This is a genomic window from Aeromonas sp. Y318-1 (genome assembly GCF_027706125.1).
GTDB lineage: Bacteria > Pseudomonadota > Gammaproteobacteria > Enterobacterales > Aeromonadaceae > Aeromonas > Aeromonas hydrophila.
This window is the reverse complement of the sequence record NZ_JAPDCM010000017.1, coordinates 1-14,855: the sequence shown is the minus strand read 5'-3', so window position 1 is coordinate 14,855 and position 14,855 is coordinate 1. Positions and strand designations below refer to the sequence as shown.

Annotated in this window: 11 protein-coding genes; 10 read left to right on the top strand and 1 reads right to left on the bottom strand. The window is 49.8% G+C overall.

The features are described 5' to 3' along the window. The first annotated feature begins 69 nt into the window (after positions 1-69). The 4 genes from guaA (at position 70) to OKB87_RS20440 (ending at position 7,026) form a co-directional block, all read left to right on the top strand. Positions 70-1,659, top strand: a complete 1,590-nt coding sequence (gene guaA, locus OKB87_RS20455; RefSeq protein WP_016350936.1) for a glutamine-hydrolyzing GMP synthase — start codon at positions 70-72, stop codon at positions 1,657-1,659. Between the two features lie 308 nt (positions 1,660-1,967). Continuing rightward, positions 1,968-3,155: a tyrosine-type recombinase/integrase gene (locus tag OKB87_RS20450; protein ID WP_270828385.1), complete on the top strand. Its 1,188-nt coding sequence runs from the start codon at positions 1,968-1,970 to the stop codon at positions 3,153-3,155. A gap of 47 nt (positions 3,156-3,202) precedes the next feature. Then, positions 3,203-5,164 (top strand): ATP-dependent nuclease, encoded by a 1,962-nt coding sequence (locus tag OKB87_RS20445; protein WP_270828384.1) that lies wholly within the window; start codon positions 3,203-3,205, stop codon positions 5,162-5,164. Then, positions 5,161-7,026 carry a UvrD-helicase domain-containing protein gene (locus OKB87_RS20440; protein ID WP_270828383.1) on the top strand — a complete coding sequence of 622 codons (1,866 nt, stop codon included), beginning with the start codon at positions 5,161-5,163 and terminating at the stop codon, positions 7,024-7,026. Before OKB87_RS20445 ends, OKB87_RS20440 begins: the two co-directional genes overlap by 4 nt. A gap of 151 nt (positions 7,027-7,177) precedes the next feature. Here the strand turns inward: OKB87_RS20440 and OKB87_RS20435 are convergent, their stop codons facing one another. After that, entirely contained in the window at positions 7,178-8,158 is a 981-nt protein-coding gene (locus OKB87_RS20435; RefSeq protein WP_270828382.1) for a LuxR family transcriptional regulator, read from the bottom strand. A gap of 86 nt (positions 8,159-8,244) precedes the next feature. On the opposite strand from OKB87_RS20435, the gene OKB87_RS20430 reads away from it, so the two are divergent. The 6 genes from OKB87_RS20430 to OKB87_RS20405 all read left to right on the top strand — a co-directional run bounded on the left by OKB87_RS20430 (position 8,245) and on the right by OKB87_RS20405 (position 14,681). Beyond that, positions 8,245-8,475, top strand: coding sequence for a helix-turn-helix transcriptional regulator (locus OKB87_RS20430; protein ID WP_270828381.1), 231 nt, complete (start codon positions 8,245-8,247; stop codon positions 8,473-8,475). A 4-nt stretch (positions 8,476-8,479) separates the two neighbouring features. Then, the gene (locus OKB87_RS20425) at positions 8,480-9,331 is read left to right on the top strand and encodes a helicase RepA family protein (RefSeq protein WP_270828380.1); all 852 of its coding nucleotides are present in this window, start codon (positions 8,480-8,482) and stop codon (positions 9,329-9,331) included. A 1,759-nt stretch (positions 9,332-11,090) separates the two neighbouring features. Then, on the top strand, positions 11,091-12,086 hold the full coding sequence (locus OKB87_RS20420) for a hypothetical protein (RefSeq protein ID WP_270828379.1): 996 nt from the start codon (positions 11,091-11,093) through the stop codon (positions 12,084-12,086). Further along, complete coding sequence (locus tag OKB87_RS20415) at positions 12,083-13,204, top strand: hypothetical protein (protein WP_270828378.1); 1,122 nt, start codon at positions 12,083-12,085, stop codon at positions 13,202-13,204. The genes OKB87_RS20420 and OKB87_RS20415 overlap by 4 nt, the downstream gene beginning before the upstream one ends. A gap of 2 nt (positions 13,205-13,206) precedes the next feature. Then, positions 13,207-13,905, top strand: a complete 699-nt coding sequence (locus OKB87_RS20410) for a hypothetical protein (RefSeq protein ID WP_270828377.1) — start codon at positions 13,207-13,209, stop codon at positions 13,903-13,905. Between the two features lie 503 nt (positions 13,906-14,408). Beyond that, positions 14,409-14,681, top strand: coding sequence for a hypothetical protein (locus OKB87_RS20405; RefSeq protein WP_010633780.1), 273 nt, complete (start codon positions 14,409-14,411; stop codon positions 14,679-14,681). Positions 14,682-14,855 lie beyond the last annotated feature (174 nt).

Below are 14,855 nucleotides of genomic sequence, written 5' to 3'. Positions count from 1 at the left end.
GGCCCCGTTTCTCCACCGCTTTTTTATCCCGTGCTTTTTGTGACAACAGCAGCCTGATGCAGGAATAAAATGACTAAAGACATTCACCAGCACCGTATCCTTATCCTCGACTTCGGTTCCCAGTACACCCAGCTGATCGCTCGCCGCGTGCGCGAAATCGGCGTCTACTGCGAACTGTGGGCCTGGGATGTGACCGAAGAGCAGATCCGCGAATTCAATCCGAGCGGCATCATCCTCTCCGGCGGCCCCGAGTCCGTCACCGAAGCGGGCAGCCCGCGCGCCCCCGAGTACGTGTTCAACGCCGGCGTGCCGGTGTTCGGCATCTGCTACGGCATGCAGACCATGGCCGAGCAGCTGGGTGGCAAGGTGCAATCCTCCACCGAGCGTGAGTTCGGTTACGCCAAGGTGGAAGTGCTGGGCAACTCCGGCAAGACCAGCGCCCTCTTGCGCAACATCGAAGATGCCATCGCCGACAACGGCAATGCGCTGCTGGATGTGTGGATGAGCCACGGCGACAAGGTCACCACCATCCCGGCCGACTTCACCACCATCGCCCAGACCGCCACTTGCCCGCACGCTGCCATGGCCAACGAAGCCAAGCGTTTCTATGGCGTGCAGTTCCACCCGGAAGTGACCCACACCCGTCAGGGTGCCCGCATGCTGGAGCACTTCGTCAAAGACATCTGTGGCTGCGAATGCCTGTGGACCCCGGCCACCATCATCGACGACGCCGTTGCCCGCATTCGCGAGCAGGTGGGTGACGACGAGGTGATCCTGGGCCTCTCCGGTGGTGTGGACTCCTCCGTGGTCGCCATGCTGGTGCACCGCGCCATCGGCGATCGCCTCACCTGCGTCTTCGTCGACAACGGTCTGCTGCGCCTGAATGAAGGTCAGCAGGTGATGGAGATGTTTGGTGATCACTTTGGTCTGAACATCGTCAAGGTCGATGCCGAAGAGCGCTTCCTCTCCGCCCTGGCGGGTGAAGATGAGCCGGAAGCCAAGCGCAAGATCATCGGTCGCGTCTTCGTCGAAGTGTTCGACGACGAAGCCAAGAAGTTGAAAAACGCCCGCTGGCTGGCGCAAGGCACCATCTATCCGGACGTTATCGAATCCGCTGCCAGTAAGACCGGCAAAGCCCACGTCATCAAGTCTCACCACAACGTCGGCGGCCTGCCGGAAGAGATGAAGATGGGTCTGGTGGAGCCGCTGCGCGAGCTGTTCAAGGACGAAGTGCGCCGCGTTGGTCTGGAGCTGGGTCTGCCCTACGACATGCTCTACCGTCACCCGTTCCCGGGTCCGGGTCTGGGCGTGCGGGTGCTTGGCGAAGTGAAGAAAGAGTACTGCGATCTGCTGCGCAAGGCCGATGCGGTCTTTATCGAAGAGCTGCGCAAGGCCGACCTCTACAACCAGGTCAGCCAGGCGTTCGCCGTGTTCCTGCCGGTGCGCTCCGTTGGCGTCATGGGCGATGGTCGCAAATATGACTGGGTCATTGCGCTGCGCGCCGTCGAAACCATCGACTTTATGACCGCCCACTGGGCCCATCTGCCGTACGACTTCCTCGGTCACGTGTCGAACCGCATCATCAACGAGATCAACGGCATCTCCCGCGTGGTGTACGACGTCTCCGGCAAGCCGCCCGCAACCATCGAATGGGAATGATCACCCGTTAGGTATTAGCTGGTACTAACTGGCACAAAAAGACACTTAAGCCCATGTTTACATGGGCTTTTTTGTTTTTGTATTTGGCATGGTCTGGCAACGGATGGCAGCAGGAAGCACCACTTGAGTATGGTATTCAAGGTGGTATTATCGAGGCATGATGCCATGAGTGATAGCCGATACCATGCTGCTTGATCCTGTATGTTCATGGTATTTATTTTATTTAACTAACTGTTTTTATTGGTCTTATTGTCTAATTTTGGGGTGATCTTTCAGCATGGTATCGGATACGAGGAAGGATAAGACTTTTGCTGACTGATACCAAGCTACGCAACCTCAAGCCGAGGGACAAACTTTACAAGGTGAATGACCGGGATGGCCTTTATGTAGCTGTTACCCCCGCCGGTTCGGTCTCGTTCCGTTACAACTACTCGATCAATGGCAGGCAAGAGACGATCACCTTTGGCCGCTACGGTGTCGGTGGTATCAGTTTGGCTGAAGCCCGCGAGCGACTGAATGAAGCCAAGCGGATGGTGGCCGACGGTAAGTCTCCAGCTAAGGAGAAGGCCCGTAAAAAGGCTCGGGTAAAAGATGCTGAAACATTTGGTGCTTGGGCGGAAAAGTGGCTGCGAGGTTACCAGATGGCGGACTCCACCCGTGATATGCGTCGCTCTGTCTATGCTCGGGAACTGGAAACGAAATTTGGCAACCAGAAGCTGACCGAGATCACCCATGAAGATTTGCGCATGCTGACGGATGCCATCGTGGAGCGAGGTGCTCCAGCAACGGCTGTTCATACCCGTGACATAGTGCTGCAGATTTATCGTTGGGCCATCGAGCGAGGGCAGAAGGTTGAAAACCCAGCTGACCTTGTGAGGCCAACGAGCATCGCCAGATTTGAGCCGCGAGATCGAACTTTGTCGCCTGCAGAAATCCGGCTTATGTATGTATATATGGGGAGAATTGGTACATCGCCCTCTATCCGTGCGGCGGTAAAGTTGCTGCTTTTGACTATGGTGCGCAAAAGTGAGCTGACTAATGCGACCTGGAACGAGATCAATTTCAGCGAGGCTCTTTGGGCCATCCCAAAAGAACGGATGAAGCGGCGGACACCCCACTTGGTGTTTCTATCCAGACAAGCCCTAGACATCCTGATCGCATTGAAGACCTTCTCTGGTGGCTCTGACTATATACTGCCATCCCGTTACGACTCAGATTTGCCCATGAGCAGTGCCACCCTGAATCGGGTGATGACCATGACCTACACACTGGCACAGAAAGAAGGCAAGCCGCTCGCCAAGTTTGGGCCCCACGACTTGAGACGCACGGCCAGCACTCTGCTACATGAAGCTGGCTACAACACTGACTGGATTGAGAAATGCCTTGCTCATGAGCAGAAGGGCGTGAGAGCGGTATATAACAAAGCGGAGTATCGTGATCAGCGTACATCTATGTTGCAGGACTGGGCTGATATGATTGATGAGTGGGTTATTTAGGGGCTCGCTAACTTTTAAAGGCATCTCTTACAAAAAGGTAATCAGGGATGAAAATAGAGAAGATAAAACTACAAAATTTCCGTTGTTTCGGGCATGAGGTGGTCGAGCTAAATTTCGAGGAAGAACTGACGATACTTGTCGGCGGAAACGGTTCCGGAAAGACGGCAGTGCTGCAAGCTGTGTCCCGGTTGTTTGGTACATCACCAACGCAGCGGTCGGTACAGCGTCGGGATTTTCACATACCTATTGACCGGCAGGAACTGCAGTCTGGCGACAGTCTGTTTGTCGAAGCGGTACTTGCCTTCCCTGAACTGGAAGAGCAAGACACTGCTCCTCTTGATGCTGTTCCGGAGTTCTTCAATCAGATGGCTGCTTCCGGTGAGGGAGAGCCCCTTAAGGCCCGGGTACGACTACAAGCAACATGGACGGATGACGGTACGCCGGAAGGGGCAATTGAAGAGGAAATACGCTGGATAAGAGCCCTGGATGATAATTTTGAATGGGATGATTGCTCCAGGGTTCAGGCTGTAGAGCGCTCTTCGATCCAGTTTATTTACTTACCGGCAAATCGTGATGCGACGACTCAGGTGACCGCTCTTCTAAAAGGGCGGTTATGGCAGGCTGCCAAATGGTCGACGGCATTTAGGGATGCAAGCTCTGATAGTGCCGGTCAGATCCAGAGCAGTTTCGAGGAAGAGGAGCCGTCGAAGTTTCTGCTGCAGCGTCTTTCGAAGCGTTGGCAACAGGTCTATGAAGCTGATACAGACAGTAAGCCACGCTTAAGGCTCATCGAAAACCGTTTTGAGGAGCTTGTTCGTAAAGCCGAATTTACCTTTACGCCTGATGAAGAAGGTCAGGAGCGCCGTTTGTCCGAGCTGAGTGACGGTCAGCGTTCTCTGTTTCATATAGCCCTTACAGCGGCAACGCTAGAAAGCGAGCGTGAAGCTTTTTCTTTGCCTGCTGATGACAGCTCATTTGAACAGGATAAGTTACGCCGTATTCACCTGACGATTCTTGCCATCGAAGAGCCAGAAAACAACCTGTCACCGTTCTTTTTGTCTCGCATCATCAAACAGGCGAGAGAGATCGGTGCACTGCCTTCTGCGCAGGTTCTGCTATCCAGCCATTCCCCGGCTATCCTGAGCCGGATAGAGCCGGAGGAAGTGAGATATTTTCGTATGGACCGGAGCGCCCGGTGCTCATCGATCCGAGAACTGACCTTGCCTGAAGATGATGTTGAGGCCAGCGTGTATGTCAGGCTGGCCGTAAAGGCATACCCCGAACTTTATTTCGCGCGATTTGTAATCCTGGGTGAAGGGGATTCAGAGCGCGTCGTCATTCCGAAAATAGCGGAAGATATGGGGGTGCCACTTGACCCGTCATTTGTTCCTGTCGTCCCACTAGGAGGACGGTTCGTAGCACATTTCTGGCGGCTACTTAGTGATCTTGAGATTCCATATGCCACACTGCTCGATCTAGATTTGGGGCGTAGACATGGTGGGGCGAACACCATGAGGACCTGCCTTCAGAATCTGGCCCATATCGGGAATAATTTTGGGGAGCTCAATCGTGATAATGCTGCTCAGGTTACCGACCAACAGCTTTATGATGAAGGCCAGCAAGGTCCATGGCTTCAAGCTTTCAGGGGGGAAGGTGTTTTCTTTTCCTATCCTATTGATCTCGATTTTGCCATGTTGCTTGCGTTTCCAGACGCTTATCAGGTTGCCAATCCAGGTGGCCGTGGGCCTCAGAGTGATGCTAACGCTATTCAAGCCAAAAAGGTCAGCACACTTAAAACAGGTGGTACCCCAGCCTTGTATACCGAGCTCTATGATGATGCTTTTAAATGGTATCCGTATTTGTTCTTGAGCCGCAGTAAGCCAGAGACCCATCTGGCTGCGTTTTCCCGTATCCCTGATGGCGATGTTTCTGCGTCAGCTCCTGTTGAGCTTAGGGCCCTTATTGAGTACGTAATGCATAAACTAAATCTGCCAGGAGTCGGGGAATGATCCGCGTAAGAAGAGACGACTGGGTACCTCAGGGGGTCGGTGGTCTGGAAGGCAGAGCATGGGAGGCTTTACGTGAAACCGATAGTAGCATCCTCGTGACCGCTGGTGCCGGTGCGGGAAAAACTGAGTTTCTGGCACAGAAGGCGACCTATCTTCTGCAGACAAGCATTTGTCCGGCCCCCAAACGTATTCTGGCCATCAGCTTTAAAAAAGATGCCGCCCGAAACCTCGCTGAAAGGGTTGCAAAGCGTTGCCCAAGAGATCAGGCGCGGCGCTTTGATTCAATGACTTTTGATGCCTTCACCAAGGGACTTCTGGACCGGTTCCGTCCTGCTTTACCTGAGCCGTTCAATTCGCCTGGCACGTATCAGATCGTTACGCCATTTCGTCGGGATTATGAGGATTTTCTTGAACGTCACGGTTATCACGGTGTGAGTGTTCAACAGCTTGAGGGAAGACTGCTTCTGACAGACCTGCCAATTGACTTGTCAAATGGATCTGAAGTACATCGTGCGTTAGCAGATTACTGGCATGAACAATTCTTCGGAGGCGACGAGATCTCTCTGTCCTTCCCGATGATAAACAGGCTTGTAAAACTGCTGCTGCAGGAAAATGCATATATCCGTCGGGCCTTACAGGCAACGTATCCCATTGTCTTTCTTGATGAATATCAGGATACCACCTATGCCCAGTACGACTTGTTGCAAACGGCATTCGATGGTAGCGATGCTGTCTTTACGGCAGTCGGCGATGATAAGCAGCGTATCATGGGATGGGCGGGAGCCATGAATGACGCCTTCGACCAGTTTGAGAGCGACTTTGGTGCGAGGCGTATCACATTGCTTTCAAACTGGCGGTCACATGCGGATCTGGTTCTTATTCAGCACGAGATTGCTCGCCGGATAGACGACAATGTGGAAGCTGTGCAGGCACAAGGGACCCGTGAAATTGAAGGTGAGGTTTCTGCTATCTGGCAATTTCGGAACGCAGATGACGAGAACAATTATCTGGCTGAATGGGTGAGACATGAGGTTCAGTCAGGGCGTGTTGCGCCACATGATGTAGCAATTCTGATCAGAATGCGGGCAGATCAGGTGGAGGGTGAGATAGCCCCTGCTTTTGCGGCACGAGGTCTCAGGATCAGAAATGCGGCCCGGTCAGTCGGTGAAATTCAAATACAGGATCTACTCGGGGAAGAGCTGACCAGCATATTAGTCCCTTTGCTCCGCCTGGGAGCGACGAACCGAAGCCCGGAAAACTGGGAGCAGGCCCAGCAGAACTATCTGTTTCTGGAGGCTGCTGATCCGGATAACGATCTCACGCAGGAACGGTTACTGGTTAAGCTTGAAGCATTCGTCCGTCAATTAAGGGAAAGGTTGGCGCGTCGCCAGCCTGATCCGGATGCAGCGGGAGAGATTGCAGAGATGCTTCTTGAATTTGTCGGAACCCCTGCGCTTCGGCAATCTTTTCCCGCTTATCAGCGGGAAAGGGACTTTGAGAGGGTATGGAGTGGATTTGTCACACTCCTGAAAGAGTGCGCAGAACATAGCAGCAGCTGGATGGAGGCACTGGATGAGTTTGAAGGTATTGGCCAGGTGGCTCTGATGACCGTCCATAAAAGCAAAGGTCTTGAGTTCCACACGATGATATTTTATGGGCTCGACAATCAGACCTGGTGGAGCCTTACGCCACAACGGGGTGAAGAGCTAAATACTTTTTTTGTTGCCTTTACCAGAGCAAAGCAACGTGCGTTTTTCTCCCAGTGCGTTGACCGAGGGCATGCTATTGGCTGGATACAGCAATTATTGGCCCCGGCGGGGGTCGATACTATAGATGGTGCGACCATATTGGGTAAAAACTGAATATGGCCTAGGTAATTTATCCCTGTCCATTTAATTAAAATTTAATGTCTCTTTAGAGTCGATGCTTTCTACCAATTTGGATAGAGAGCATCTGCTCAAGGCTGAGCGGGTATATTTTAGCAGCTAAAAATTTTATCAGTCTTAGATGCACTCATAATTGGAACTCCTTGCGAACTGACGCCAATGCTTTAGATACAGCTTGTCGTGTTATTGGCTGTTTCTTGGCACTTAGTATCCGTTGACCAATCTCTGTTTGATTGAACCCCAATTGTCTGAGTACTAACATCTTTTTCTTGGTATCTGATAGCTTTGAATCCACCATCCTACGAGCTAGGTGGCGCAATTTTGCTTCGTCTGCTGGCTGCAATGTTAATCTCAGAATTAATTGGAGAAAATATTTATCTATCAGTTCATCACCCGATAGTGCGTTTGGTCTGGAGCGGTTGGCGCACTGATGAGTCAGCCTGGTAAGTTCGATATTAAATTGTGTTAGGGAGCGTTTTGCTCTTCTATATAAAGGGTTCCACTCGCCAGTTACCAGCTTGGGTCGGTGCTCTCTGCAATACTGGTGACTGAGCTCTAATTTCTTGTGATCTTCGAGTTCGGAATTATTTATTCGGTCCTCCTCAACCGTTGCCATAAAGGTGGCAAACTCAGTCATATTCCCGCAGAATTCGCAAAATCCATGTTTTCGTTGCTTATTAAGGTTGACACCTTTTTGGGAGGTAGACCTTTTGGGGGATTTGCATGCGCAGCACCAGACTAATCCAATCAAAGATTCAAGCGTAGCGACAAAGCATATGTCTCTCGTCGTTTGCTGGTCTTCAGTTTTGATGAACTGTCGCAATAACTGACGTTGCATACGGACCATGGCCTCTAGCCCCACCAGTCTTACAATTTCACTGAAAGGTACACCGACCGCCGCACCAGGAAGATACCCTGTGTAGTTTGCTGGAAGAGTCTTTATGTAGCTATTTACAGCATGGTCGAGGACTTCCTTTATCAAGCGAAGGATCGGGTAGCGGCGTGATGACACTGAGTATGGTAGCCAGAGTTCTTCAAACTGCTGGATGGCAGCCGAAATGTGATGATCACAGTTTTCCCAGATGACTATCTTTGGTGCTTTTTTCATGTCAACCATTTTAGCCAATTAATACGCTTACTCAAGTTGTATTGCTTGGCACTATCAAGCCTTCACTAGTTGCTGGAGGCAAACACATGCAAACAATGGCATTCAAGACCCTGATTAATAGAAAAGCACTTTTGGACATGATCCCACTTTCTGCGCGAACAATTTACAACATGGAATTGCGGGGAGAATTTCCGCGTCGTATTGCGCTGACAAGCAGAAATGTTGCTTGGGAGCTATCGGAAGTCGAAAAATGGATTGAAGAGCGCAAGTCTTCAGGATTCCATGCTTCACGCCCCGGCCAGACTATTGGAGGTTAATAGCATGGCCCTCGATCTCATGGCCGCTTTTACTGAGTTGCCGCCGCCTATTGATTACGTCCTACCGAATATGGTTGCGGGAACTGTAGGCGCAATTGTTTCACCTGGTGGGGCGGGTAAGTCAATGTTGGCATTACAGCTTGCGACACAGATTGCAGGAGGTCCAGACCTACTGAACATTGGTGAATTCCTCACAGGGACTGTGGCTTACCTGCCAGCTGAAGACCCGATCGCCACGATCCATCATCGGTTGCATGTATTGGGTACACATCTCACTCTGACAGAGCAACAGGCGGTAGCTGATGGATTACTGATTGAGCCGCTGATTGGTCGGTGTCCTGACATTATGTCTTCGGCGTGGTTCGACGGACTTATACAGGTTGCAGAGGGTCGACGCCTGCTGATTCTGGATACTCTGCGGCGCTTCCATATCGAGGAGGAGAACGCCAGTGGGCCAATGTCGCAGGTGATTGGCAGGATGGAGGCCATCGCTGTCGAAACTGGGTGCGCTATCGTATTTCTCCATCACTCCAGCAAGGGGGCGACCATGATGGGGGCTGGTGATCAACAGCAGGCCAGCCGTGGTTCATCTGTATTGGTCGATAACATCCGTTGGCAATCCTACCTTTCGGGGATGACGCCAAAGGAAGCCGAAGAGTTGGGGGTCAACGACGGTCAGCGAGGTTACTTCGTCCGCTTTGGCGTCAGCAAAGCCAACTATGGCGCACCTTTTCCCGAACGTTGGCTGCGCCGACATGAGGGGGGCGTGCTCAAGCCGGCTGTGTTGGAGAGGCAAAAGAGACAGCAGTTCGTGAAGCCTAAAGCAGTGGTAAGGGGTGATGATGACAACTGGTAATAAGGTCGCTCCGACAAGCACGGTGTTACAGGCTCGAGTGATGATTTATCAGCCAAGCCAGCGGCCTGTCGAGCGTAAGGGACTGTGGATGGAGACCCGCTTTGGCCGCTGCAGAGTGACAGGAAGGCTTGGGCAGCGCCATGCTGACCTTGTAGAGTCTATGCTCTTCGTCGCTGAGCGAAAGCGAGATGTGTCAGATGGTGGAGTGGAGCTTCTGGTAGACCCTGCGCAGCTTCGTCGTATTTTATCCGATCATCAATACAGCCTTACCCAAATTGAGAAGTTATTGGTTGAACTGAGATCGGCAACTATCGCTATAGAGACACAGCAGTTTGATTTTCCAATTGTCGGTGGCCTGATTGATCATGTAATACCCTCGTCGATGACTCGTCGAGATCCTCTGACAGGTGGAGAGCGTAATCTGTGGCGTGTCCGATTGGGCGCGGTCTTAGTCATGTTGATGGAGCACGACTTATCCCTTCACTACCAGCCAGCGCCTATCGCGAGGTTCAAGTATGGGATCAGTCAAGCGGTAGCTCGGCATGTGTTGACACATAAGCATGATCCAGCAGGAGGCTGGCACATAGATACCCTGATCCGTGCAGTATGCGGTGGTGATGCTCCTAGTCAAACTATACGCGACGGACGTAGGCGATTGAAACGTGATGCCGCTGGCTTTGCCAAGCTGGGAATAGAAATCACTGATGAAAATAGGGTGAGGCGTGGTACAGGCGCCCGATAGCGTGGAGGCCTAAGGTGTGGTACAGGCGCCCGAATGTGTGGTACAGCCGCCCGAAGGTGTGGCACAGGCGCCCGAAAGCGTGGTACACCCGCCCGATTTTTTACTGTTTTGGCAGGATATTCAGGATATCTCAGGATCTCCAGGCGGTGTAACCATCCGCTTTATGCGGACGGTTATTCCTTGTCGGACTGCACAATCGGCCAGAGGCCGATAATTGAACGCCAGGAAGGGAGCTAGCCCTATAAGCTGACTGAGGGGGGGGAGCGTAGGAAAGTGCACGGAAATTATGTGTAAAGTTATTGGGTTTAGCTAAGTAAGATATGTGTTATTTAAGGTTAAACTACTGTTTTGTATGTGTTTCTATCTGCTTTTAGCTCTTTTCCTGGTGTAAATACATTACTTAACCCTATGCATGGCGATATCAGCCCTTTCCTATTGAGTATCCCTGAGAGATACAAGACTGATCTGAGGGCAGGATGTGTGAAGTTAGCTAACCGGCAAGCCGGTTAACTCTCTTCACTGTCCCTTATTCGCACCTATGGTGCTCAACGTACATCCTGCCCTGCGGGGCTTGTCAGTTACGCGGGTGATCACCAGTCCTGTTTAGTCGGGCAATCGTTCCGTCTACGTGCCAATTCTGTCCGCATCTTGGCTGATGACTCGGCCATATCCCGCCGAAGCTCTGCGAGTTCGTAGGCTGTCAGCTTCCGAGCACCTTCGCTTATGGCGTTATCTACGAGTCGCGGCACTTGATTGACGCTATGGGCATATATTGTGGATTCCTTCCTAACCATGCTTAACCCCCTGTCCATTCCTAAATTCTCACGTTTATCGTCCATCAGATGGTCATTTGTAGAGTAAAACAGTCAAATTTTCGATATCTTTCCAAAATACTTCCCAATTGTTAATATCTTCGTGGTTTTTTGGAAATAATGTAAAGAAACATTTGTTGCATATGTTTGTCTGCCAAGGAAGTGAACGACGATTGACTGCCACTCAATCTTATAAGGAGAAAAAATGTCAGCAGAAAACGAAAATACTGCAAGACTTGCCGAAATTGCAGCTACTGACCTGTTTAGCGAGTTTTTTTGGGAGAAAAGTGGGCCAGGTAACCACGACTGGCCCTGCGAGGCACAAGATCTACATGATGTAAAAACGCATCCGTGTGATGTCGTTTACTACTATGATGAGCCTTACTCACCAGTTAGAACTTATGTTCATTGTGATCTAAAGAGCTACGCAAAGGGCACTATTCGGCCTGCTTCAGTGAAGGCTGCGATCGAGAGTCTTGCTAAACAAGTTGCGTGTGCTGAAAAAAGTGATAGTTGGCGAGACTTGCATGGGCATGATCATGTAACAGCTTCAATCTGTGGTCTATTATTCGTATACAACCATGATGGGGAGTATGAAGCAGACTTTCAGAAGAATCTAATTGGCATTAACCCAGAGTCCCTTCATCTTCCCCGTGGTGCAAAATTATTTGTGTTGGGGCCGAAAGAAATATTTTGGTTGGACAATATTCGAGACGAGATCCAGCGAATGCGTGGAAAGCGTCCAGCGGAACTTCCTTCACATGAGTTCTGCTCATTTTACCATCCACAGCTTATTCGAAGGGCTAATCTTCAGGCTAGAACAGCTAATGCGGCGACCCTTGAAATGTTGACTTCGCCAATCATTATTTTAGAGTATCGAGACCCGAAGGGGAGTGCCAAGCGTGGGGTTGTTGTTTTCTATTCCAGAAAGTGTGAGATGGCAGATGAATTTATGTATCTTATTGATACATTACGAAAGTACGAGCTATTGGATGATAATACATCGGTTGTAATTAAAACTCTTGGGGCATCACTAATTTCCTCACCGACATTCCAGCGTGCGCAGCAACAATATATTGAGGGGATAAATATCAATGCTGCAAAGACAGATCTTGCTGGTTATGTAAATGCGATTAGATATGAACCGATGAATAAGATTAAAAGCACATACTCTGCAATAGACGTGGGGACATGGTCATGACTGATTTTTTAGATCACCTCAGCGCAAATGACAATGACATATATGACTTATTGATTTCAGGAAAACAAAGGCTCACTGCTTCGGTTCTTCGTGAGTTAGCACGAGATAGAGGTATTTTTTATTCACCTGAAGATAGCCGTGAGGAATTAGCGGATAAATTATCACTTCTTCCACATGATTTCCATGATATTGCCAGTATTGTGCAAAAGCGCGAGCCACCTCATCGGCGTGAAAAAACTACTTTCATTCGACTTAATTCACAACTATCAGTTGATGAGATGAAAGATGCAGTCGCAGTCTATGCAGAAAACACAGGGGTTGGTGAAAGTGTTACTCATCGACCAAGAGGTGGTACGGGCTATTCGATCAATATCGTCTACGAAGAATTCAATCATACGCGAACTCGTCTGTTACAACGTGAGCGTCATGAAGCAGGAATTGAGTTCCTAGTAGAGAATGGGCAGACAGTCATCAGGCTACCAGCAACCGATAAAGCTAAGCGTGTTGTGGCTGCTATCAAAGAAACTGTAGAACAGAAGCGAAAGCAAGTGATCTCAGAAGAAACTATAGAGCTTACTGGATTAACTACCCCCGCATTACGCTCAAAGTTTTTTACTCGGCTAATTTCAACTCTTCCTAGCTATAAATTAAAAAATGTGATGAATCTGAAGGTTTCATCTCTGCACAACCAAAATGATGATAGCCTCGATCTTGAAGATGATTCTGAAGATCATGCAGCAAAAGAGATGTTTGCTGCGGTAGTACATAGTATGGCTCTGTCTGGTCAGAATCTAGTTCAGTCTCGTGAGTATAAAGATCTAACCTCTCGTGGTTTTTTTATTACAGCCATAACATGGCGTTCTGAACATGAACGAGACCCAAATGATATAATCCAGTTTGATGCTGGCTTTGAGGATAGAAGCACTGGTACAGGATTTAAATATCAGGTCCAAGGTGTTTTTCGTGCTCATAAAGGGACACATCGAAAAACTATTTCTCATGTGGAAGATAATGAAAAAACCAAGTTGTTTTCGCTTCTGGAAAATACTGCTAGGAATGTGTTATCTAATTTAATGCTAGAAGCAAGTGATGAATCGCTTGAAGAGTCTAAGGAGTGACCATGAAAAGATTTCGTTGGTTTCGTGCTGAATGGCCTTCATCAATTAGAGTTCTTGCCAAGCGAATTGGCATGCAAACATTTAATGAGGGTGCGGGGCATGGTTTCTTTATCGATCGGGTACGAGATGATTACTTAGAAGCACGTTACATAGAAAGAATTGAATATACAGATGTTGTGATTGACCCTTTCGGGAATGAGCTAAAATTTGACCGTGTTGAATTTCGCCATACTCTTTTTAGAGCCTCGTCATCTGCACCAGGTTTAGAGTTGATTGACCCACCTAGAAGCGTTCAGGCATTAATGAATCGTCTTTCAGAGGCAGTTGATTTTGAGGTGGCAATTACTCCTATTGATGTTGATGTACTGAAATGGGCAATGTTATTTCAAGAGTCTAGAGGCGTCTCTGCGGACATTGATTCGTTACAAATTGGGGCCTTGGAGATCGAAAAGGGTATTGTAGCCAAGGTGTTGATAAAGGGTGATAGGGATGTACGTGCAGCATGTGATGTACTGACCCATGATCGGAAATTCGCGATAGAAAAGGTTCAGCTTCGACTATCGAGCCCCTATCGAAAAGCAACGGTCATTCTCTCCGGTGCAGGTAGTGTCACGCTTGGTTCAGATGCTTTGGCGGATGAGCTCTTGGATCCGCTGCGTGTAACTGTGACTCATTCTATGAAACAGGCTGGCCATGAGTAATAGAAGGATAGATTTTAAAAGTAGATTTTCATTATGGTATTTTCCATGGTTTAGATGGTGCGGATATCTATAATATATTGAAAAAATTGATTTTTTTGTTGTTATTTACAATAGAATGGGAGTAAGCGGCTAACGCCCTTTCACCCTTTAAGCATAAAAATGTAAAAAAGACGCCCTTGCGGCGTCTTTTCTTTTTCCAATCGTTTACGCCTCATTTTTCCCCTCGCTAGCTGCTCTCTCACCTCCCTGCCTCTGTCATATCTGACAGGGGGTGTTTTATGGATCTCGCACTAGGCTCAGCCATGCCAATTGAGACCGGCGCTGTGAGGTGGCGGTCGTGGCAGCAGGGGAGGGTGGCGACAGCAACGCCTTCATGTGCGCTGTCGACACCGGACATACCAAATCTGGTGTGGCCCCCGGTGGAGTCCGGACACCACTTGAATAAACGGGGCGGAACCCGAACAGCCAAACGAGTAGGGACAAGAGATCACGGAGGGTTTGTTATGTCAGAACAAGCAGTGTTGTTGGGCGGATGGACTGCCTACCACAAGCTGAGCGCCAAAGATCAGGCCGTATTCAACCAGGCACTGGAAGGATTTGTCGGGGTGCAGTACACCCCCTTTGAAGTCTCCACCCAGGTCGTCGCCGGTACCAACTACCGTTTTAAATGCAAAACCACGGTGCCGCTGCCCAACCCGATCCACGGGGAAGCCGTGGTGCAGATCTTCCAGTCGCTGGATGGCTCGGCCCATATCACTTCTATCACCCCGATCTGATTTGGCTACGGGGCAAGGCGGGGAGGGGAAAAGCCCTCAACCGGTTGGCTCCAACGTCCAGCAACAAGAAAGACGCCTTAGGGCGTCTTTTCTTTATCTAGGGAAGGTGCGAACAAGTCCCTGATATGAGATCATGTTTGTCATCTGGAGCCATGGAACAGGGTTCATCATGAG

Bases quoted from the DNA above. Each gene is read 5' to 3' on its own strand.
- guaA (WP_016350936.1), top strand. From the start codon at position 70: ATGACTAAAGACATTCACCAGCACCGTATCCTTATCCTCGACTTCGGT.
- OKB87_RS20445 (WP_270828384.1), top strand. From the start codon at position 3,203: ATGAAAATAGAGAAGATAAAACTACAAAATTTCCGTTGTTTCGGGCAT.
- OKB87_RS20440 (WP_270828383.1), top strand. From the start codon at position 5,161: ATGATCCGCGTAAGAAGAGACGACTGGGTACCTCAGGGGGTCGGTGGT.
- OKB87_RS20435 (WP_270828382.1), bottom strand. From the start codon at position 8,158: ATGAAAAAAGCACCAAAGATAGTCATCTGGGAAAACTGTGATCATCAC.
- OKB87_RS20430 (WP_270828381.1), top strand. From the start codon at position 8,245: ATGCAAACAATGGCATTCAAGACCCTGATTAATAGAAAAGCACTTTTG.
- OKB87_RS20425 (WP_270828380.1), top strand. From the start codon at position 8,480: ATGGCCCTCGATCTCATGGCCGCTTTTACTGAGTTGCCGCCGCCTATT.
- OKB87_RS20420 (WP_270828379.1), top strand. From the start codon at position 11,091: ATGTCAGCAGAAAACGAAAATACTGCAAGACTTGCCGAAATTGCAGCT.
- OKB87_RS20415 (WP_270828378.1), top strand. From the start codon at position 12,083: ATGACTGATTTTTTAGATCACCTCAGCGCAAATGACAATGACATATAT.
- OKB87_RS20410 (WP_270828377.1), top strand. From the start codon at position 13,207: ATGAAAAGATTTCGTTGGTTTCGTGCTGAATGGCCTTCATCAATTAGA.
- OKB87_RS20405 (WP_010633780.1), top strand. From the start codon at position 14,409: ATGTCAGAACAAGCAGTGTTGTTGGGCGGATGGACTGCCTACCACAAG.